Origin of the sequence: Actinoplanes derwentensis (assembly GCF_900104725.1) — a bacterium.
Taxonomy (GTDB): domain Bacteria; phylum Actinomycetota; class Actinomycetes; order Mycobacteriales; family Micromonosporaceae; genus Actinoplanes; species Actinoplanes derwentensis.
Genome location: NZ_LT629758.1, coordinates 2,843,234 through 2,862,587 on the forward strand (window position 1 = coordinate 2,843,234; position 19,354 = coordinate 2,862,587).

The following is a 19,354-nucleotide window of genomic DNA, read 5'->3' on the forward strand; positions in this document are numbered from 1 at the left end:
CATCGACGCACCGCAGGGGTGGCCAGCCGCGAGTTTGCGAACCGAGGCCCTCAATCTGGCTATCCACGGTCACCTCCACTTCGGTTCTGGCCTGAGAACACTTCAGTAATCGCGAACTGACGGCTTTAGGGGGTGATCGCTTCGGCGGTCGCCGTGGCGTGGACCGGGATGCTGCGGATACCGATCAGGCCGAGCAGTTGCGTCGGCTGGGAGGTGGTCACGCTGACCGTGACGGTGTTCGCGGTGACGGTGACGGTGCCGCGTAGTCCGGCGCGGGTGCTCCAGCCTGCGGCGGAGGTACGGGCCTTGTTCTGGTCGATGCGGATGACGCCGTTGATTCGCAGGGCGGCCAGGTCGAGTTCCCGTGCTCCGGCTCGGGCGGCGGCGTTGGCGACGGCGCGGGCGTTGACCTTCGTCGAGACGGCAAGTCCGGCGTCCAGGACGAGTCCGGCGAGGACGAGGGCGGCGGCCAACCAGACGACGGTGAACGCGGTGACCGTCCCCCGATCGGCGGCACGGATGCGACGGCGGGTCGTAGGTGCTGGTGTACAAGTCATGTCCCCGCCCGGTAAATGTCGATAGGTTCGGTCGCGGTGGCGTGGGCGGTCTTGGTCCCGCCGAGGCTGGGGATGCCGAGATCCGCCATGGGCAGGACGCATGCGGCGCGGACGGTGACGGACCCGCCCCGCCGGAATTGGCCGGTGTCGGTCGTCGCGGTACAGGTGAACTTGCTGCCGAAGGCCATCGCGTTGGCGGCCCGGCTGGCGGCCGTACGTGCGGCTCCCGCCGTCGGAGCGTCGGCGGCGGCACGGGCCGCAGCGGCAGCCACGGCGTGAGCGTCGATCGACACCGAGGCTGCCCGGCCGCAGAACACGATGAACATCGCCATGAGGATGAGGAACGGCACGACGAACACCGCGAGTTCGCTCGTGATCGAGCCACGGTCGCCGGCCGGGAACCGTCGGCGAAGCGAACCGGACCTTATCCCCGTCCTGCGTCGCCGATCGGATCGTTGCCCCGCACACGCACCAGGGTCTTCGATGTTCGAATACATGGTCGTCCTTACGCGGGGGTTGCTGGATTTGCCGGAATCCGCTCGACCGGCGCGGTGACGGTGACTTTGATCGGGAAGGACAGACCGGGGATCACGGCTTCGGCTCGGCCGGTGATCGTGATCGTGGCGGTGGTGGCGCTGCGGCTGGCACTGACGGAGGTGCCGGACAGGACGCCGCCGGACAGGTCGGCCAGCAGTGCCTCGGTGTCGGATCGTCCGGCGGCGGCGCTGCTGCCGTACGCCCGCGCGATCTGCACACCTTCGTTGGCGGCGGCCTGTGCCATGTGGCTGGCGTGCTGCCAGAGGGCGAACTGGACGGCGGCCATCAGCAGCAGGCCGAGCAGAGGAGTAGCCAGCACCAACTCGACGCTGGCCGCCCCTCGGTCGCGCCGGCGTCGGGGCGCCGTAGTGGTCACAGCGTGACGCCGTTGATCTTTTCCAGGACCTTCGGGCCGAGGATCGCCAGTGCCGCGAGGGCCAGTGCGACCACGAAGGCGGTCACGGCGATCATCTCCGTGCTGTAGCCGCCGTCGCGGTGGTGCCGACCCGTGCGCTCCCGGATCTGCTGTGTGGAGGCTGCGGCGTACGCGGCCAGGTAGTCCAACATGTCGAGTACCTCCTGTGAGGGTTGACCGGCCTGGTGGATTCCGGACCGGAAGTTTGAAGACACTTCGGAATTCCTGAACTAACGGATCTCCTAGAAAGCGCCGAGAATCGTGGCGAAAGCAGGGAAGATTAGAAAGATCAGGAACCCGCCGAGCAGGCAGACCAGCGGCAGCACCATCCGTTCGGTCGCCGACGCGGCGGCGGCCTCGGCCTCGGCCAACTGGTGAGTCATCAGCGCGGACGACCGGGCCGACAGCGTCGACTTGATCCGTGCGCCTTCACTACCCGCCATCGCCAGTGCAGCCGACAACTCGGCCAGGGCGGTCAGCCCGGCGGTCTCGCCGAGCGCACCGAGGGTCTGCCACGGCGGGACCCGCCGCAGGTGAGCCGCTTCGACGGCCTGCCGCAGGGCGGTCTGCGCCCATCCCTCGGATTCGGTGGTGGCGTCACGGAGCGCTTGATCTACGCCCGCGCCACCGGCCAGCGAGATCACGACCAGGTCGAGCATTTCCGAGACGGCTTCCCGCAGTTCAGCGCGGCGCTTGACGGCTTCGGACGCTACAACGAGATCCGGCACGAACGCGCCGAGCGCGCCCAGGATCAGCGAGGCCCAGACCGGCAGTTGCCAGCCGATCGGCGTGCCGCCGAGCGTGACCAGAGCGACGAACGCCGGGGGTAGAAGGAAGCCCAGCATCGCCATCGCGGCTTGCTCGGCCAGGTGCCGGCGGGGATCTCGGCCGCAGATCCCCAGGTCGGCGCGGACCTTCGCACGTGGCAAGCCGAGCCGCTCCAGCAGCGGAGCGAACGGCCGCCCCAGCACGGCCAGCTGTCCCGCGTCCTCAGACGGGATAAACGGCCGCGCGTAGATCGTCATGCCGGTGGTGCGCGGATGCAGGGCGGCGAACGCCTGGGCCAGAGTGGGCCGGGCCGGGAATGGCTATGACGGTTGTATTCGGCTCCACCAGGGCGGCTTGACCTGGCCCCACTCGCGAGGAGTGTGACGGTTTGAATCGGCTCCACCAGCACGGCTTGAAGTGGCCCCACCTGCGGGCCGGATTCAGTCTTTCGGGGCCGGTCCAGTGGCGTGCCGGTCAGGATCTGCTGGTGGCGGGTTGTTTCGCGGCGGTTCTGGAGAGTCGGTAGGAGTCGGTGCCGGTCTCGATGATCGTGCCATTGAAGGTGAGCCGGTCGACGATCGCTGCGCAGAGCCGTGGGTCGGTGAAGGTGCGGGTCCAGCCGGAGAAGGATTCGTTGGATGCGATGGCGACGCTGTTCTTCTCTTCGCGTTCGGTCAGGACTTGAAACAGCATCTCCGCGCCGCGGCGGTCGAGTTCGAGGTAGCCGAGTTCGTCGATGCAGAGCAGGTCGACCCGGCCGTAACGGGCGATGGTCTTGGTCAGTTGCCGGTCGTCGGCGGCTTCGACCAGTTCGTTGACCAGCTTCGCGGCGAGGGTGTAGCGGACCCGGAACCCGGCCATCGCGGCTGCTGATCCGAGGCCGATTAGCAGGTGTGATTTGCCGGTGCCGGAGTCACCGATCAGGCAGAGTGGCTGGCCGGAGCGGACCCAGTCGCAGTTGGCGAGGTTGTTGACCAGGCCGGGGTTGATGTTCGGGTTGGCGGTGTAGTCGAAGTCGCTGAGCCATTTCTGGCGGGGGAAGCCCGCTGCCTGCAGCCGCCGCTGGGAACGGCGCCGGTCCCGTTCCTCGCATTCGGCCATCAGCAGTTCGGCGAGCATGCCTCGATAGCTGAGCTGGTCACGTTCGGCGCGGGTGATCAGTTCGGAGAACTGGCTGCGGACCGTGGGCAGGTGCAGGACCCGGCAGGAGGTCTCGATCGCCGCGTCGGCGGCGCTTTCGGTCATGGCTCGAGGAACACGGCTCACGATGATTCCTTTCTCCGGTGGTGTAACAGCTGGTCCCAGCGGTTTAGGTCCGGTGGCGGCCGATGATCGGCGGGCAACCGCGCCACTCGCTGCAAGGTTCGTTCGGTGACCGCTGGCGGTGGCGGTGGCGGCGGTGGTGCCGGCGGCGGCCCGGCCGTGATCGTGGGTGAGGGGCCGGCGTTCTGGGCGGCTTTGCGAGCTTCGACCGCGACGATGTCAGCGGTCGCGGCGCCGACGCTCAGGGCGGCCCGGATGCCCGCGGTCACGTCCTGACCGCGCAGATGCCGGTGCAGCAGTAGGACCTGGATCAGTTGCCGGGTGCCGGTGGCCTCGTTGGTGGCGGCCTTCGCCGCTGCCCAGAAGGCTTCATGATCGGCGGTGAAGGTGCCTTCCCGGCGTGCTTGGTCGAGGGCTTCCGACCCGGCGAGGGCTCCGGGTTTGCGCAGCAGGATCTCCAGGTAGTGATCCAGCAGCAGCCGCTGGCCGCCGCGTCCGGGCAGGCGGGGATGCCGGGCGATCTCGGTGCGGCCGTCGGCGATGACCACTTCGGTGGTGCCGAGCGTGACCTGCAGCTTGCGGCCGATGAACCGGGCCGGGACCGAGTAGTTGTTCATCCGGACGGTCACCGTCGCCTCGCGATCGACCCGCGGCCGCAGCGTCAGTGAAGCCCCGAACTTCTCCGCCGGCAGCCGGGCCAGCAGCGCCGCCTCAGCGGCGAAGTCCTCACCGATGGTCCTCGACCGGAGCCGGATCTTGCGGTCCCGGTCGGCCAGATCGGCGACCGCCAGCCGCTGGTTCAGCTCTTCCAAGGTGGCGACGGCCGGGACGGGGGTCAGCCGGTTGCGGCGGTAGTAGCCGACCTGGCCTTCGACGCCACCCTTCTCATGAGCGCCTTCCAACCCGGGGATGCAGTAGAAAGCCGTGAATCCATAGTGCTCTCGGAAGCTTTCCCACCTGGGGTTTTCCATTCTTGATCGGCTCCGGAAGACTACCCGGCGCACTGCCGAACTCAAGTTGTCGTAGCGGATCTGCCCGACCGGGATCCCGCCGATCAGCTCGAAGGCGTATTCGTGTCCTTCGAGGAACGCTTCCTGTCCGCAGGACACCGTCACGCGATGCACCGACAGGCCGGAGTAGGCCAGCCGGAACGCGAACAGGTGACAGCGGGTCATGATCCCGGCCAGGCAGATCACGACCTCACCGAAGTCGACTTCGGCATCGGCGCCGGGCCGGTTGTGCCTGATGATGAACCCGTCCGCCGGTGCACCCGCTTCCGCCGCGATCTGCCGGCGTCGCGTCGACACGTAGTCACGCACCGTCGAGTACGGGACGTCGGCTTTCAGCTCTTCTGCCAACCGGTCCTTGATCCGCCGAGCGGTGTGCCGCTGCTTGCGCGGTGCTTCCAGATCCGCCCGCAGCCACTCGTCGATCGTCTTCTTCACCGGATCCAGCCGCGGCGACCGGCGAACCGGCTGCCGACGCGGCGTCGGCTCGGCCGAGGTCAGCGCTTCCCGGACAAACCGGCGGTGCACCCCGTGCTTACGCGCCAGCGCCCGGATCGAGAGCTCTTCGAGCACCGCGTCAGAACGTATCCGGCGGAACAGTTCGACCTTGGTCAACGACACGGGCGCCCCCAACAACGGCGAGCACACTCAGGACTTCAAGCGCAACACCGCAGGTGGGGCCATTTCAAGCCGCCATCACCCATTCGTGCGGGAAAGTCACTCGCGAGTGGGGCCAGGTCAAGCCGCCCTGGTGGAGCCGAATACAACCGTCATAGCCACGGGAACGCGAAGGCGACCAGCATTGCCAGGCCGAGCCCGGCCCCCGCGCCCAGCATGGTCGCCGTGATCATGTTCGGGCTCCTTCGCTCACGCCGATGCGGGCGAGGCGGGCGATGCCCAGGAAGCCGACCGCGAAGATGGCACCCACCACGACGAGCGTGAGCTGACCGGCGAGGCTGCGGTACGGGGCGAGGAACGTCGGGTTGAACAGGATCAGCCCGACCGCCATCACGATCGTGAACGCGGTGATCACCCGGGCATTGGTGCGGATTTTCGCGTGCCCGGGGGCGATCTTCAGTCGCAGGGTGGCGCGGGCACGTGCCCGGGTGGCCAGCTCGGTCAGCAGGTCGGCGAGCTGCCGGGACTGGCGAGTGGAGGCTTGGATCAGCGCCCGCACCACCAGCCGGCCGGTCCGGTCGTTGAGCCGGGCGCGCAGCTCGGCCAGGGCGATCGGTAGCCGGTGACCGAGACGCACGGCGGCGGCGAGATCGTCGATCTCGTCCTTGATGGCGGCCGGCGCGTACGGGGCGGTGACGAGGATGGACTGTTCAAGCCCAGAGGCCCCGGACAGGTTGTCGCGTAGCATCTCGGTCCAGACGGCGACGGCCTCGGTGCGCGCGAGGTCGCGGGCCGCCTTCTTGTTGGTGCCCAGCGCGATTGGCAGCGCGTACGCGCCGATCCCGGCGAGGATCGCGCCGACCGGCCAGCGGGTCAGCAACCCTGCCAGGGCGGCCATAGCCACCGCGACGGCGAGCCGGATGACGTGCTCACGGGTGAACCGGATCCCGGAGGGACGGCGTGGGTCGCCGACTGCGGGTGGCCGAAGACCGGCGACGACCGCCAGGAAGCCGAGGCCGACGCCCGCTCCGAGCAGGGCGGCGAGTGCGGTCATGAGTCACCACCCGACTCGGTCGATGAGGTGCGGGTCGAGCCCGGCGGCTTCCAGCCGGTCCAGGGTCTCGGTGCGCAGCGGCGTGTTCGGCACGGCGCGTCGTTCGTGGCCGGGCCGCCACACTTCGTTGGAGATCACGTCGCCGCCGTCGAAACCGACGACCTCCCGGACGCTGGACACCACGCGGGTCTTCGTCGGGGTCCAGTCCAGGTGCACGACCAGATCGAGAGCTTCGGCGATCAGCATGGCGCTCGCGTCGAAGTCCAGCTTCTCGGGCGATTGCTTGGCGTACAGCTTCATCCGGGTGAACACCTGTACGCTGGAGGACGCGTGGATCGTGGCGAAGCTGCCGTCGTTGCCCTGGCTCATGGCTTTGAGCAGGTCGATCACTTCGTCGCCGCGGGTCTCACCGACGATCACCCGATCTGGGTCCAGGCGCAGGGCGGTGTGCACCAGTGCCGTCATCGGGACCGCGCCGACGCCTTCGAGGTTCGGTCGCCGCGCCTGGAACATCACCACGTTCGGATGTGCGACCGGATCCTTGAGTTCGAGTTCGTACTGGTCCTCGATGGTGACTAGCCGCTCGTGCGCGGGGATGGCGCGGGCGGCGGCCCTGGCGAACGTGGTCTTGCCGGTGTTGGTGCCGCCCGCGAAGACCATGTTGAGTTTGGCGCGCATCGCGGCCTGGATCACCCGGCACAGCGGCTCGTCCAACATGCCTCTGGCCATGAGGTCGTCGAGGTCGGCGTTGAACATTGTGGGGCGGCGGATCGCCAGCGCGGGTCGGCTTGACACCGACATCGTCGCGCACAACCGTTCCCCGTCGCGTAGCCGCATGTCCAGTACCGGGTTGGCGCGGTCGAAGGTGCGTTCCTCGCCCTGGCCGGACAGGTCCGCCCCAAGCGCCGCCTCGGCGGCCAGCGCCCGGATCATTTCGATCATGGCTTCGTCGGATTCGGCGATCGGCGGCCCGACCTCTGACTTACCGCCGACGTAGCGGATGAAGACCTCGTCGGCGCCGTTGGCGTGGATGTTCTCGATCTCGGGGTTGCTCAGCAGGTGTTGCAGCCCGCCCGCGCCGACGATGTGGTCGATGACCGCGCGAGCCACCCGGGCTTCGGCCTCCGCCGACAGCGGGGCGCGCCCTTCGTCGAGCGCCTGCCGAGCCAGGGCGTCCAGAGCTTCGCCGGTGTAACGCTCGGCGAGCACGCGCCGTTCGGTGGCGGGCAGCAGGCCGCCTCCGGCATGCGCCCCCATCGCCTGGGTGACTTGCGCGCGAAGCTCCGCGACGAGATCTGATTCGGACAATGCTGTAGTCAGCGGCATGGTCATGGGATCTTCACCTCACCTGGAAGTCGCCCTGGCGGACGAGGGACGCGGCCAAGGCTCGCGCGGTCGCGGGCAGGCCGAGGCGGTTCCACGCCCGGCCGATCCGGCGTTTGCCCGCGATGATCTCGGCGCTGTGCCGGTCCCACGGCATCTGCGCGATCAGCGGGATGCCGACGAGGTGAGCCAGGTCCTCATTGGAGTAGCCGACCCGGCCGATGGTGACCAGCCGCGCCCGGTCGCTGGGGATCTCGGCCAGCGACAGGCGCAGCAACGACAGAGCGTCGCCGCCGGCCACGACGAGGACCACATCCGCCAACTCCAGCAGCGGCGCCGCCGGGGAGCCGGGTTCCAGGCGGCCGAGGTCGAGCACGGTCGGGCGTTCCTTGGCCCAGCGGGCGGGCTCGGTGTCGGCCAGCAGCCCGATCGCTGCGCTGGCCTGTGGCCGCCCGGCGGCGGCGAGGACCGTGTCGATGCCGAACGGCAGGCGGGTGGTGTGCTCGCCGATGTCGGGGTGGCCGCTGCGGCAGGCGTTGGCCAGCGATGCCAGGCCGGGGTTGTCGGGAAGGCCGTGCCAGCCTCCGAGGTCACCGCCGGCCGGGTCCGCTTCGATCAGGAGCGCGGACTCGTCCGGCCACGCCGCGGCCAGTGCGGCGGCGAAAGTGGTGGCACCACCGGATTTGACTGAGGTGACGGCGACCAGCATGTCAGCTCGCCACCAGGACCAGAGACATGTCTGTTCCCGCCCCGGCGAGCTTCGTCGCGTCGGCGCGGGCCAGCAGCAGCGACACGATCGTTGTGCCGGTGCCGTCAGTGCCCTCGGTGATGTCGACGACGGTCCCGGCGACCGGTTGCGGTGTCGAGGTCGCGGCGGAGGTTCCGGTGACGTCGCTCTTGGCGACGGTGACGACCAGCGCGTGGCTGCCGGGGGCCAGTCCTGCCGGGACAGCGCCAGGCTTGAACACCGCAGCGACAACGGCCTGACCAGTGGCAGGCCAGGACGCCGGGCCGAGCTGGGACTCCGCGAGCAGCGTGCCGGGCGCCAGCGGAACCGCCGGACTTCGGCCGATGACCTGGTCAACCTCGACAGCTTTGACCAGCGGCACGCTGGGGTCGGGCACGATGCGAACAGCCTTCAAGTCGTCGGCGGTCAGTGGTTGTCCTGCGGCCACCGCGCGAGCAATCGCCAGCACCTGGATCCGGGCGTCGCCCTGAAGCTGGACCACCGCGAAGATGCCCGCGCACAGCAAAATTGATAGCAGTCCGCCGATTAGCAACGACCAACGTCGCTTTGGTTGTACCGCCGGGTTAGGACTCGGCCTGGCCGGCGCTGCCCGCCGGGCTTCTGCGACCACGGTCATGGATCATCACCCCCGTAGCAAAACGCGAATCTCCGTCGTACCGGAGATCCAGAAGGCGTCGCCACGGACAAGTGCGTACGTAGATCGCCTACGTACACCGTGTACGTTCGCCACGACAGTGAGTCGCCGCGCTTCTCGCAGCGTACCCACAGATAAGGACATGTCACGATTCGTCATCGCACGAACGGCTGATAGATGATCGTCCAATTAGGGCAGAGCCGTCAGACCTTTCGGCATCGAATCGGAAACCGTTTGCCGCTGGCGATCACCCGATGGCACGGTATTTAGGTTCTCGTGCAACTTGCAGACTCGGGGGAGTCAAGATTGACATCGAGCAGCTAATCCGTATTTCCGACCTGTTTCGCTTTCGCTGGGATCCGCCAATCCTGGCCGTACTCGCCGAAGCGCCGTTCCGGTTCCGCGCCCTGCATGGGCGCCTGGAGACGCACGTCGGCGAACACGTAGACGACAACGCGTTGACGCGAAGTTTGAATCGCTTGACGCGTGCGGGGCTGGTTCGGATCGACGCTATCCGATCAGGTCGGCGGCCGATCAAGACGTACAGCCTGAGCGACAGAGGTCGCGAGCACCTGGCGATCTACGAGGCGCTCGTCGCTGTCTATACGCACCCGCCATCGGCAAAGTGAGGCGGCTTATGCCCCGTCCACGAGCGACCCTCGATGGAGCGTACGCAGACTACAGACAGCATGTACGTGCCCAACTGTCAGTAGCGCACCGGCGTGTCCTCCGGTAGGAAAGATCGCTCGGGGCCTCTCGTGTTGGAGGACAGGCATGAAACGCACAAACCCAGGACCGATTCTGGCGGCAGCGCTCGCGATGGCGGTGACGACACTGACCGCGTGCACGGACCGCGACCCGCCACCGGTCGAAATACCGACGGCCAGCTCGTCAGTGCCAGCACCAACCCCGTCAGCTCCATCACCGACGCCGTCCGCGACACTGCTGACGGCCGCCGAGGCCAAACAGCAGGCACTCGTGGCCTACATGGGAATGCAGGCAGCCTTCGCCGCCGCTGGCCAGACCAGTAATCCGGACCACCCGGACCTTCGCAAGTACACCACCGGAGCAGCGCTGGACCTTTTCACGACGGCACTGGCCAAGAGGAAGCAGGAAGGCGTCATCTCGCGAGGCGAAACCGTCAACCACGCCAAGGTGACCGCGGTGAGCCCGGCCAAGGCCCCGACGAAGGCGGTGGTCGAGGACTGCATGGACACCAGCAAGACCGAGCTCTACAAGGCAAATGGTGGTCCGGTCTCCCAAGACAAAGGCGGATTCCGGCTGGCGCTGGCAAATCTCGAACTCGCCAACGGCTCCTGGAAAGTCACCGATCTAGCGGTACGAGGGGTGGGGTCGTGCAAACCGTAAGGCGCCTGCTGCTACCGCTGATTGCGGTGCTCGCGTTGCTCACCGTAACGCCAGGTGTGAGCCGGGCGGATGGCTGGGGAGGGGTCGACTGCTCCACATCGCCCAATAACCCCGGCTGCACGGTCGAGGTCGGCTACACCGGCGGCGGCAGCGGCAATAGCGGAGATGGCGGTGGGAGCATCTCGTGCACCATCGGCGGTCAGCCCGTGGAGTGCTACAACGAATTCGGCTGGCTCGGCAGCGACGGCTGCTACTACGGCAAGGACGCAGGTGGATACTTGCCGGCCAACCAGTGGATCAAGACCTGTATCAATCCCGAGACGGACGAGACGACCGACTGGGGCATCGTGATACTGGACCAGCCGCCCGCGGCGCTTGGCGTTCTCACCCAACGCGCCGTCGACAGCCTCGAGATCCCCACTCCCGCCATCGCGGCCAATCCCAAGTTCACCACCACCCAGGTCGTCTGGGTTCCGGTGTGGTGGTGGGTGCAGCCCGGATGGTGGCAGACCCAGACTGCGTCCGCCTCCGCAGGTGGGCTGACCATCACCGCCAGAGCCGTACCCAAGAAGATCACCTGGGACGCGGGCGACGGCACTTCCGCCCGCGTATGTGACGGTCCGGGAACTCCGTGGACTGCAGCGGCCGGCATGGACAGTGAGTCACCGACCTGTGGGCACACCTACAGAATCCCCTCGGGCAGAAGCGGCTACACCGTCCGAGCCATCGCGACATGGGATATCTCTTGGAGTGGCGGCGGATTCTCCGGAACTGAACCGGCGATCACGACTGCCACCACAGCTAACGTCACCGTGACTCAACAACGCTCGGTCGTGTCCGGTTAGTTTGCCGACAGATCTGACGATTCCTCGCATCGGGAAGTCTCATCGGATTTCCGGGCGGCGATGATTTCTTCCGCATAGCTCCTTACGAGTGCCGGATGGCCTGCAGAGTCCACTGCTCTGCGGGCCATTTGCCGTTTCTGACATCCTGCCACCTGTGAGATTGACGAGCCTGGTCATCGTTGCGTACGGCCGGCCCTTCAGCTTGTTGGTAAATTGACTAAGTAGCGCAGGTCTACTGCTTGGCGTTTTCCTTTTGCTGTGTGCCGTCAGAGCTGTCGATACACGGGCTGTGTGCGGGGTGCCGTCAACCGGTGTCATCCTTCTTCGCGCGGTGGGCGTTGCCGACACGAAGGCAAGCCTCACGAGCATCCGTATCTGCATGAGGAGCAAGGGCAGGTCCGATGGATCGCGGCCCCCTTCGAGGTGGCTGGTACCCGAGTTGTGCTCGAACGGCTGCGGCCGTAATGGGACAGGGGATCTCGATGGTTCATGCCTGCGAGATTCCGTGCTCAATGGCGAGTGAAATGAAGTCCGATAAGAAATTCATGTTGCGAAAGGAGTCCCCGGATATGAATCCGCTGATATTGCAGTTTGATAGTCAAGAAAAGGGAACAAAATATGACAGGTTTGCAATGGAACCCCCCTGATGGGGTAGCTGGCGGATATGATCAGTATGGCTACGCGACGTCGGGTCAGGCGGAAAATGAATCGGACGTTACGGTTCTGTCCCTGACTGTCACGCCGGAAGCTGCGCGCGCCCTGCTGGCTCTGCTCATCGGAGTCCACCGGAAGCGCGAGAAATTGCACAACCCCAAGGAGGAAAGATGACGATAGATCACGCGCGGATCGCCGCCGATTTCGCGAAAGAGAGCTTCGTCGACGCGAAGCTCTCTTTCGCTTTCTATGGCCGCGTCTCCACCGAGGACAACCAGGATCCCGAGTCGTCCCGGCGCTGGCAGCTCTCGTTGGCGCGGAATCTCATCACGTCGCGTGGTGGGGTGATCGACGACGGTTTCCAGTTTTTCGACGTCGGGCAGAGTCGCTCGCTGCCGTGGTCGCGTCGCCCGGAGGCGAACCGCCTGCTGGCGGCGTTGCGAGACCCCGGGCGTGGGTTCACCGCGGTGGTGATCGGTGAGCCGCATCGCGCGTTCTACGGCAACCAGTTCGGTCTGACGCTGCCGCTGTTCGCCCACTACGGGGTGCAACTGTGGGTGCCGGAGGTCGGTGGCCCGATCGACCCCGACAACGAGGCCCACGACCTGGTCATGTCGGTGTTCGGCGGGATGAGCAAGGGCGAGCGGAACCGGATCAAGATCCGGGTCCGGACCGCGATGGCATCACAGACACAGGTCGAGGGCCGGTTCCTGGGTGGCCGTCCACCGTACGGCTACACCCTGGCCGATCTGGGCCCGCACCTGAACCCGGCCAAGGCCGCCGACGGGCGGCACCTGCGCGGGCTGGTGCCCGATCCGAACACCGCTCCGGTGGTGCAGCGTATCTACGCCGAGTTCCTCGCCGGGAACGGTCTCTACGTGATCGCGGAAGGGCTCACCGCCGAGGGGATCCTGAGCCCGTCGGGTTACGACCGTAAGCGGAACCCGCACCGGCCGGGAATCGCCTGGTCGAAGAGTGCGGTGCGGGTGATCCTGACCAACCCCCGCTACACCGGCCGTCAGGTGTGGAACCGGCAACGCACCGACGAGGTCCTTCTCGACGTCAACGACGTCGCGCTGGGCAACACCACGGTCCAGCGGTGGAACCCGAAGGACCGCTGGGTGGTCTCCAAGGAGATCGTGCACACGCCGCTGATCGACGCCGACACCTTCGAACAGGTCCAGCAGGTTCTGCAGGGCCGAGGCTCTGGTCCCGGGTTCGAGCACAAGAAGCACCGCAGCCGGCATCCGTACGTACTCAAAGGTCTGGTCTACTGCGGGTTGTGTCACCGCCGGATGCAAGGCCAGCGCTCCAACGGCGAGGCCTACTACCGGTGCCGGTACGCCCAGGAGTACGCCCTGGCCAACAAGATCGACCACCCGCGTAACGTCTATCTCCGGGAACGCGACATCGTCGGCAGCCTTGACACGGCTCTGGCGGCGGCGTTCGCGCCCGGCCGTCTCGCGGACACCGTCGCGATGATGGCGGCGGCGCAGGATCCCGAGCCGGTGGAGAGTGAGCCGGTGCGGCAGGCGCGGGCCCGGCTGGCCGACTGTGACACGAAACTCGCCCAATACCGGGCGGCCCTGGAATCCGGCGCGGACCCGGTGGTGGTCACCGGCTGGATCACCGAGGTCCAGAACCAGCGCAGGCAGGCCACCGAGGTGCTGAACGCGCCCCGGCCGCAGCGAGCCGCGCGGATGAGCCCGGAACAGATCGCCGACCTCATCGGGCAACTCGGTGACATCGTCACCGTTCTGGACGAGGCGGATCCCGACGATCGGGCCGAGGTCTACCGGCAGCTCGGGCTGCGGCTCACGTATCATCCGGAAATGCAGAAAGTCCGCGTCCAGGCACAGCCTGTAGCGGACTCTCATGGGGATTTAGTTTGTGTCCGAGGGGGGACTTGAACCCCCACGCCCGTTAAGGGCACTAGCACCTCAAGCTAGCGCGTCTGCCATTCCGCCACCCGGACCTGCCTGAACAACCTAGCAAGTCGATCATGATCGACTTGCTTCGGGGGCCTCGGTCGTCGTCACCATGAGTGTTCCCGGCGGCACCGCGCCGACGTTGGACGCGCACCTCATCGTGGTCGCTGTCGCCGGGATAGCGGCCCCGTCGCGGTCTTCATTGCGGCCAGGCGAGTGATTCACCCGGCGGCTGCCGCCACGAAGTCGGCGCCGGCTGCCGGTTCGCACCGATGGACCTCCGGACAGTCGGGTGACGGCGCGTCCAGGAATGCTGTGGGCCGGCCGCGCAGATGCAGGTCGAGGAACGCGCGGACGTACCGGCGGGTGATCTCGGCGCCACGCGGCCCGGTCAGTTCGGTCCCGAGGTCGAGGCCGGCCTGTTCGGCGAGCAAGGCGAGATCGGTGAAGTGCAGGTGGATCGCGCCGTCGACGACGAGCCGGCGTTTCCAGCGGGTCAGCAGTGGCCAGTCGCGGTCCCAGTTGCCGGCGGACGGCAGTCCGGGGCTGAAGTGGTCCTGCCCCGGCCCAGGAACATGAACGGCCGGGACAGGCCGGTGTGGCCGTCGACGTCGATCCCAGCGTCGACGCGGGCGTCCGTCACCATCGTGGCCTGGGTGGCCGCGCCGCCCACCGGCTGACCGGACATCCCGAAGCGGCGCGGATCGATCAGCGCGGCGCCGTTCCACTGTGGGTGCGGTCCGGTCAGCTGGTCGAGGACGAAGGAGACGTCGGCGGCCCGGCCTTGCGTGACCGTGCGCCAGAACGCGGGGTCCCGGACCGGTGTCTCGCAGGCGACACAGGTGGTGACACGGCCGTCGGGGAACGTGGTGGCGACGCTCTCGTAGGTGTGCTCGATCGCGACCACCACGTACCCGCCGGAGGCCAGGTCCTCGGCTAGACCGGTGAGTTCACTGCGCGGTTTGCCGAAACCGGGCGAGAGCACGATCAACGGCAGACTGTGCTTACGGCCCGCCGGTTCGGCGTCGGTCCAGGCGTTGGTCCGGACCGTGCTGAACAGGTAGGGCGGCGGAAGATCGGTGAGGCCCGCGTCCGCAAGGAGCAGCCGCGATTCGGTGGGCGTCATATATCCCGCCCGGTTCCGCCTGCCGACCGGGCGGGATACCAGAGCGAGACCACCATTGCTCGTACGCCTACGCCTGGCATCCATGGGTCGGGGCGGGATGTGGTGCCCGCCGGTGCCGGTCCCGTCGGTGCTGGCAGGCTCATCGGGGCCAGGATCGCCGTGGCCGCGTGAAGTAGTTTCCATGCCGAGGAAACCTGGCTGCCCTCAAGGGACTCAGCATCATCTTGAGGATGTATCTCCCGGGACGACCTCACACGACAGCAACCAGGAGCCCGCTTGCCGACTCGACTCCATTTTGGTCACTACACGTAATGTCCGCGGCCGGTAACCGCGCGCAACACGGTGGCCGATCTCACCTGAGCTGGGTTTTTACGCGAGCGACACAATGCCTTACCGTACTCAGCGTGATCTTTTTCGACGACTCGGATGCCGTCATGGTTCAGTACACAGGTACCCCGGACGGGCGGCTCGCCATCCGGACCGTCGCCGGGCGGCTCGCTGCCGGAGCCGGCGCGGCGACGCTGATGCTCATCGCTGTCGCCGCCGCGGTGGCCGCGACGGTGGCCTTGGTCGGATCAGCGGGCGTGTAGCCCGCCGGCTCAGCCGAGGGCTCGACCGGATCGCGGCGCCCAGCGCGGGAAGACCGGCACCGGCCAGCCGACCTGTGTGCCGTGGCCGAGTTGCCGGCGCAGGCGTTCGGCGCCGTCGGGGATGAACGGGCGCAGTTCGCCGGCCAGTACCCGGCACGTGTCGACGAGACCACCGAGGACGCCGTCGAGACGAGCGGTGTCCCCGGCGCGGGCCAGACGCCACGGCTGTTCGGCGTCGACCAGGCGGTTCGCGTCGTCGACGACGTCACCGATCGCTGTGGTCGCCGCGCGGAAGTCGTAGGCGTCCAGTGCCCGGTCGATGCGGGCGGGCAGGCCGGCACACGTCCCGGACACCAGTGGCACGCGCCCGGCCCGGTACTTGTGGACCAGACTCAGCGTGCGGTGCACCAGATTGCCCAGCGCGTTCGCCAAATCGCGATCGGCACAATGCACAAGCCGGTCGACGGTGAAGTCGGTGTCCCCCACCGGCGGGACCTCGCGCAGCAGCCACCAGCGCAGCGCGTCGGTGCCGTACCGTTCGGCCAGTTCGACCGGGTCGACGGTGTTGCCCGAACTCTTGGACAGCTTGACGCCGTCGGCAGTCAGATAGTCGTGCACCAGAATGGTCGTCGGCAACGGCTGCCGCGCCGACAACAGCAGTGCCAGCCAATGGACGGCGTGGAAACGCACGATGCCCTTACCGATGACGTGCACCCTTTCGGCGGCGTCGATCCACCATTTCCGGTACGCCGGATCGTCGCCGTACCCCAGCGCGGTCACGTAACTGGCCAGCGCGTCCCACCACACGTAGACGACCTGGGTGGGATCGCCGGGCACCGAGACTCCCCAGCCGGCGGCACGCGTGGCCGGCCGGGAGACACTGAAATCGGCCAGACCGGCCCGGACGAACGCGAGAACCTCATTACGTCGCGCGTCCGGCACGATGCGCACCTGCCCCGATTCCAGCACCCGCAACAGCCGATTCTGATGACGCGACAACCTGAAGAACCAATTGCTTTCTTGTACGCGTTCAAGCTCCCGCCCGTGCTCCGGGCAACGACTGTCGGACCGGAACTGTTCGCAGCCGGTGCAGTACAGCCCGGTATAGCTGCGCTGGTAGAAGTCGCCTGCCTCGGCGCACTGCTGCCACAACCGGCGCACTCCGGCGGCGTGCCGGACATCGGTGCTGGTGGCGATGAAGTCATCGAACGACAGCGCCAACGGTTCGCGCAGACCGGCGAAACGGGCGCTGTTACCGGCGACGAACGTCGCGGTGTCCACTCCGGCGGCGCGGGCGGCGGCCACGTTCTTCAGAGCGTTGTCGTCGGTGCCGGTCAGGAACCGCACCCGCTGACCACGTGACCGGCGATGGCGGGCCAGCACGTCGGCCTGCACCAGCTCCAGGGCGTGTCCCAGATGCGGGGCTGCGTTGACGTACGGGATAGCCGTGGTGATGTAGAAAGACATGATTCCTCCTCCGCCCTGCCGCGAACGAGGAACCAGGAGCCAAGCCCTCGCACGGCGGGGACCTGGTCGTCGAAAGTCGTGCTAACGCACGCCGAACAGCCCCGGAGCAGGGCGTGTCATCAGATTCCGGCATGGCTGCATGACACGCATCGTGGCACCCGGCGCGGTGCTCGGCAAACGCTTTCCGGGCTGGATTCAGGGTGCCGGGCGGCCGGTGGAGCCGTCGAAGACGAGGCGACGGGCCAGTGGTTCGCCGAGACGTACCGTCACCAGGTAGAAGTTCTCGCCGGAGGCGACGGGCTCCGACGGGCAGGCCGCGTCGCATCCGGCGAAGACGCTGACGTAGACCGGACCGGGGATGTCGTTGATCCGGACACCGGCGGGCGGGACGTCGGCGCGTACCCCGAGCACCAGCCAGGTGCCGGTCTGGCCGGTGAGAGCCGGCGCGACGTACGCCGGTGGCGCGGCGGCGTCGACCACCCGGTGCCGAAGGATCTTCACCCGCCCGGCCGAAGCCGGCTGCGCGGTCAATACCGGCACAGTGACCACGGTGGCGTGGGCGACGCCGAACTGCGAACGCAGCTGCTCGGCGGCCTCAGCGGAAGTGACTGGCGTCGGCGCGGGGCGCGCATCGGTGTCGGCGCTGTCGGTGGCCAGCCCGATGACCTGCCACACCAGCACGGCGAGCATCACCACGCTGCCGAGGCGGGTCAGCGCGAACGCGGCGTCGCTCGGCTCGTTCGCTTCCGGGTCGCGGTAGCTCCAGGCGGCGAGGATCCGCCACTGGGACCGCGGGGAGATCACCGACCACAGCAGCATGGCGGCGACCGGGATCAGAATCAGAACGAGGCCATCCACGGCCGAGAATGTTACCGGCGACCGCTGTCCGCTCGCGCCCGGGTTGTAAAGGTAAGCTTGACACGTGCAAGACAAATTGACGGACGCAATGCGGGCTTTACGGGCGCAGATGGACGCGTTCCTGGCGTCGCGTGTTCTGACGAGCGGCGACGACTGGGCCGAGTCGGTGCGCCGGGCGGTGCGCATTCAGGCGGCCGCCGACGACGTCGTGCGCACGGTCGTCCAGCAGGCCCGGCAGAACGGCGCCACCTGGCAGGTCGTCGGGGACGCGCTCGGCGTGACCCGGCAGGCGGCGTTCCAGCGCTACGGCAAACCGATCGATCCCCGAACAGGAGAGCTGATGAACACCACACCGCTGCCCGAGGCCACCGAACTGGCCACTGCAGTGATCCGGGACCTGGTCGCCGGGCACTGGTCGCAGATCGCCGGGCAGTTCGATCCGACCATGCGCGACGGCCTGTCGGAGGACGCGCTGGCCGCCGCATGGGCGCAGATCATCGGGCTGTCCGGGGCGTTCGAGCAGCACGGCGAACCGGAGGCCGCCCGCGCCGGCGACATGACGATCACGAACACGCCGCTCACGATGGAGGCGGGCGACTACACGATCCGGATCACGTTCCGCGACGACCGCACCATCGCCGGTCTGTTCATCCTCGAAAGGAAGGACCCGTGAGCGTCGCCGTCTTTCTCGGCCTGGCCTTCGGGCTGTCGTGGCTACTCGCCCTGCCGCTCTGGCTCGGTGACGGGCTCGCCAGTGGTTGGTTTCTGGTCGTGTCCATCGCCGTCATGGCGACTCCGGCGATCGCCGCGCTCGTCGTGGTGTTCTTCGTGGAGCGGCCGGAGCACAAGGCGCAGGTGCTCGGGCTGTGGCCACTGAAGCCGGCCCGGCCGTTGCTCGGCTATGCGGCGGCGGGTGTCTTCGGGGCCATCGCGCTGGTCCTGGCGGCCCTTCCGATCGGTGCGCTGTTCGGGGTGTATCCGGCTGATATCGTGCACTTCTCGGGGTTCCAGCAGGTCCTGGACGAGCAGGTGAGCGCCGCCGGAATGGGTGAGCTTCCGGTTCCGACCGGTGCGCTCGTCGCCCTCCAACTCGCTGCGCTGCCCCTGGCCGCGGTCATCAACCTTATTCCGGCACTCGGGGAAGAGCTCGGGTGGCGCGGCTGGCTGTTCCCGAGGCTGATGCCGCTCGGCGCGATTCCGGCGATCCTGATCTCGGGCGTGATCTGGGGCGTGTGGCACGCTCCGCTGATCCTACGGAGCAGCCGGCTCCTACCTCCTGTTCGCGAAGGCCGGCGAACACATCGACACCACACAGGCGACGGTCCTCGGCTGGAGCGGCTGGATCGTACCGCTGGTGATCGTCGTGTACCTCCTGGCCACCGGGAGGTTCACCGTGCACGGTTCGCCGGCAACCTGACCGCCACCGAAAGCATCGCCGATGCTCCGGGGCTCGGCTAAACAGCCTCCGGGGCACGCCGATGGGTAAGGCCGTCTGCCGTTTCAGCGGCGGGGTCAACCGGGGGAAGGAAAGGCATGGCGGGAGTCGCCGCGCCGCACGTCGAGGCGCGTGAGTCAGCGGGGCTGGGTTTCAGCC

Annotated in this window: 21 protein-coding genes and 1 tRNA gene; 6 read left to right on the plus strand and 16 right to left on the minus strand. The window is 67.6% G+C overall.

Translation table 11 applies throughout. The features are described from left to right. Positions 1–125: 125 nt before the first annotated feature. The 11 genes from BLU81_RS12890 to BLU81_RS12940 all read right to left on the minus strand — a co-directional run bounded on the left by BLU81_RS12890 (position 126) and on the right by BLU81_RS12940 (position 8,771). Positions 126–557, minus strand: coding sequence for a pilus assembly protein TadG-related protein (locus tag BLU81_RS12890; RefSeq protein WP_092544618.1), 432 nt, complete (start codon positions 555–557; stop codon positions 126–128). Further along, positions 554–1,054 (minus strand): pilus assembly protein, encoded by a 501-nt coding sequence (locus tag BLU81_RS12895; protein WP_157751529.1) that lies wholly within the window; start codon positions 1,052–1,054, stop codon positions 554–556. Before BLU81_RS12895 ends, BLU81_RS12890 begins: the two co-directional genes overlap by 4 nt. Before the next feature lie 8 nt (positions 1,055–1,062). Continuing rightward, positions 1,063–1,470 (minus strand): TadE family protein, encoded by a 408-nt coding sequence (locus BLU81_RS12900; protein ID WP_092544622.1) that lies wholly within the window; start codon positions 1,468–1,470, stop codon positions 1,063–1,065. Further along, on the minus strand, positions 1,467–1,661 hold the full coding sequence (locus BLU81_RS12905) for a hypothetical protein (RefSeq protein WP_092544624.1): 195 nt from the start codon (positions 1,659–1,661) through the stop codon (positions 1,467–1,469). Before BLU81_RS12905 ends, BLU81_RS12900 begins: the two co-directional genes overlap by 4 nt. A 90-nt stretch (positions 1,662–1,751) precedes the next feature. After that, a complete protein-coding gene (locus BLU81_RS12910; RefSeq protein WP_092544626.1) occupies positions 1,752–2,534 on the minus strand; it encodes a type II secretion system F family protein in 783 nt (260 codons plus the stop codon). A gap of 217 nt (positions 2,535–2,751) precedes the next feature. Beyond that, a complete protein-coding gene (gene istB, locus BLU81_RS12915) occupies positions 2,752–3,543 on the minus strand; it encodes an IS21-like element helper ATPase IstB (RefSeq protein ID WP_269460971.1) in 792 nt (263 codons plus the stop codon). Beyond that, the gene (gene istA / locus BLU81_RS12920) at positions 3,540–5,162 is read right to left on the minus strand and encodes an IS21 family transposase (RefSeq protein ID WP_172890773.1); all 1,623 of its coding nucleotides are present in this window, start codon (positions 5,160–5,162) and stop codon (positions 3,540–3,542) included. The genes istB and istA overlap by 4 nt, the downstream gene beginning before the upstream one ends. Positions 5,163–5,394: 232 nt before the next feature. Next, positions 5,395–6,219 carry a type II secretion system F family protein gene (locus tag BLU81_RS12925; RefSeq protein ID WP_092544628.1) on the minus strand — a complete coding sequence of 275 codons (825 nt, stop codon included), beginning with the start codon at positions 6,217–6,219 and terminating at the stop codon, positions 5,395–5,397. Between the two features lie 3 nt (positions 6,220–6,222). Then, on the minus strand, positions 6,223–7,551 hold the full coding sequence (locus BLU81_RS12930) for a CpaF family protein (protein ID WP_092544630.1): 1,329 nt from the start codon (positions 7,549–7,551) through the stop codon (positions 6,223–6,225). Positions 7,552–7,558: 7 nt separating this feature from the next. After that, a complete protein-coding gene (locus BLU81_RS12935) occupies positions 7,559–8,251 on the minus strand; it encodes a hypothetical protein (protein WP_092544631.1) in 693 nt (230 codons plus the stop codon). 1 nt (position 8,252) lies between these two features. Next, on the minus strand, positions 8,253–8,771 hold the full coding sequence (locus tag BLU81_RS12940; protein ID WP_157751530.1) for an SAF domain-containing protein: 519 nt from the start codon (positions 8,769–8,771) through the stop codon (positions 8,253–8,255). 1,131 nt (positions 8,772–9,902) lie between these two features. On the opposite strand from BLU81_RS12940, the gene BLU81_RS12950 reads away from it, so the two are divergent. The 3 genes from BLU81_RS12950 to BLU81_RS12960 all read left to right on the plus strand — a co-directional run bounded on the left by BLU81_RS12950 (position 9,903) and on the right by BLU81_RS12960 (position 13,701). Beyond that, positions 9,903–10,292, plus strand: coding sequence for a primosomal protein N' (locus BLU81_RS12950; RefSeq protein WP_231954473.1), 390 nt, complete (start codon positions 9,903–9,905; stop codon positions 10,290–10,292). Beyond that, positions 10,280–11,137 (plus strand): hypothetical protein, encoded by an 858-nt coding sequence (locus tag BLU81_RS50585; protein ID WP_231954474.1) that lies wholly within the window; start codon positions 10,280–10,282, stop codon positions 11,135–11,137. Before BLU81_RS12950 ends, BLU81_RS50585 begins: the two co-directional genes overlap by 13 nt. Positions 11,138–11,961: 824 nt before the next feature. Further along, positions 11,962–13,701: a recombinase family protein gene (locus BLU81_RS12960; RefSeq protein WP_092544639.1), complete on the plus strand. Its 1,740-nt coding sequence runs from the start codon at positions 11,962–11,964 to the stop codon at positions 13,699–13,701. Here BLU81_RS12960 and BLU81_RS12965 read toward each other — a convergent pair. From BLU81_RS12965 to BLU81_RS50595, 3 genes are all read right to left on the minus strand, one after another. Beyond that, positions 13,683–13,766: transfer RNA gene (locus BLU81_RS12965), tRNA-Leu, on the minus strand. The two genes, BLU81_RS12960 and BLU81_RS12965, sit on opposite strands and share 19 nt — an antisense overlap. A gap of 174 nt (positions 13,767–13,940) precedes the next feature. Beyond that, positions 13,941–14,153 carry a hypothetical protein gene (locus tag BLU81_RS50590; RefSeq protein ID WP_231954475.1) on the minus strand — a complete coding sequence of 71 codons (213 nt, stop codon included), beginning with the start codon at positions 14,151–14,153 and terminating at the stop codon, positions 13,941–13,943. Between the two features lie 62 nt (positions 14,154–14,215). Beyond that, positions 14,216–14,845 (minus strand): alpha/beta hydrolase, encoded by a 630-nt coding sequence (locus BLU81_RS50595; protein ID WP_231954477.1) that lies wholly within the window; start codon positions 14,843–14,845, stop codon positions 14,216–14,218. A 404-nt stretch (positions 14,846–15,249) separates the two neighbouring features. Between BLU81_RS50595 and BLU81_RS12975 the strand changes: the two genes are divergently transcribed. Further along, positions 15,250–15,435: a hypothetical protein gene (locus BLU81_RS12975; RefSeq protein ID WP_092544641.1), complete on the plus strand. Its 186-nt coding sequence runs from the start codon at positions 15,250–15,252 to the stop codon at positions 15,433–15,435. A gap of 9 nt (positions 15,436–15,444) precedes the next feature. Here the strand turns inward: BLU81_RS12975 and metG are convergent, their stop codons facing one another. Next, positions 15,445–16,902, minus strand: a complete 1,458-nt coding sequence (gene metG, locus BLU81_RS12980) for a methionine--tRNA ligase (protein ID WP_092544643.1) — start codon at positions 16,900–16,902, stop codon at positions 15,445–15,447. A 195-nt stretch (positions 16,903–17,097) separates the two neighbouring features. After that, positions 17,098–17,760: a DUF6199 family natural product biosynthesis protein gene (locus tag BLU81_RS12985; protein WP_092544645.1), complete on the minus strand. Its 663-nt coding sequence runs from the start codon at positions 17,758–17,760 to the stop codon at positions 17,098–17,100. A gap of 64 nt (positions 17,761–17,824) precedes the next feature. On the opposite strand from BLU81_RS12985, the gene BLU81_RS49145 reads away from it, so the two are divergent. Both BLU81_RS49145 and BLU81_RS12990 read left to right on the plus strand, forming a co-directional pair. Then, entirely contained in the window at positions 17,825–18,433 is a 609-nt protein-coding gene (locus tag BLU81_RS49145) for a DUF3887 domain-containing protein (protein WP_231954479.1), read from the plus strand. Then, positions 18,430–19,218, plus strand: a complete 789-nt coding sequence (locus tag BLU81_RS12990; protein WP_197686210.1) for a CPBP family intramembrane glutamic endopeptidase — start codon at positions 18,430–18,432, stop codon at positions 19,216–19,218. The genes BLU81_RS49145 and BLU81_RS12990 overlap by 4 nt, the downstream gene beginning before the upstream one ends. Positions 19,219–19,354: the final 136 nt, after the last annotated feature.

Coding starts and splice junctions, on each gene's coding strand:
- BLU81_RS12935 (WP_092544631.1), bottom strand. CDS start 8,251: ATGCTGGTCGCCGTCACCTCAGTCAAATCCGGTGGTGCCACCACTTTC.
- BLU81_RS12905 (WP_092544624.1), bottom strand. CDS start 1,661: ATGTTGGACTACCTGGCCGCGTACGCCGCAGCCTCCACACAGCAGATC.
- BLU81_RS12960 (WP_092544639.1), top strand. CDS start 11,962: ATGACGATAGATCACGCGCGGATCGCCGCCGATTTCGCGAAAGAGAGC.
- BLU81_RS50595 (WP_231954477.1), bottom strand. CDS start 14,845: ATGACGCCCACCGAATCGCGGCTGCTCCTTGCGGACGCGGGCCTCACC.
- BLU81_RS12925 (WP_092544628.1), bottom strand. CDS start 6,219: ATGACCGCACTCGCCGCCCTGCTCGGAGCGGGCGTCGGCCTCGGCTTC.
- BLU81_RS12930 (WP_092544630.1), bottom strand. CDS start 7,551: ATGACCATGCCGCTGACTACAGCATTGTCCGAATCAGATCTCGTCGCG.
- BLU81_RS12890 (WP_092544618.1), bottom strand. CDS start 557: ATGACTTGTACACCAGCACCTACGACCCGCCGTCGCATCCGTGCCGCC.
- BLU81_RS12895 (WP_157751529.1), bottom strand. CDS start 1,054: ATGTATTCGAACATCGAAGACCCTGGTGCGTGTGCGGGGCAACGATCC.
- metG (WP_092544643.1), bottom strand. CDS start 16,902: ATGTCTTTCTACATCACCACGGCTATCCCGTACGTCAACGCAGCCCCG.
- BLU81_RS12910 (WP_092544626.1), bottom strand. CDS start 2,534: ATGACGATCTACGCGCGGCCGTTTATCCCGTCTGAGGACGCGGGACAG.